Here is a 299-nt window from a genome sequence, read left to right on the forward strand (position 1 = left end):
TTTGGGCACTGTCTCAACGAGGGGCTCGGTGAAATTGTAATGACGGTGAAGATGCCGTCTACCTGCGACAGGACAGAAAGACCCCGTGGAGCTTTACTGTAGCTTGACATTGGGTTTTGGTATTTGATGTACAGGATAGGTGGGAGACTTAGAAGTAGGTACGCCAGTACTTATGGAGTCACCGTTGGGATACCACCCTTTAAGTATTGAAATTCTAACTTTAGTCCATGAAGCTGGATTGAGGACAGTGTCAGGTGGGCAGTTTGACTGGGGCGGTCGCCTCCCAAAAGGTAACGGAG

General features: G+C 49.2%; 1 rRNA gene. It reads left to right on the plus strand.

Annotation, left to right across the window (positions count from 1 at the left end):
- Nucleotides 1–299 (plus strand): 23S ribosomal RNA (locus P6N53_RS18640); the annotation flags it as partial.

The organism is Desulforamulus aquiferis (genome assembly GCF_030577015.1).
GTDB classification, from domain to species: domain Bacteria; phylum Bacillota; class Desulfotomaculia; order Desulfotomaculales; family Desulfotomaculaceae; genus Desulfotomaculum; species Desulfotomaculum aquiferis.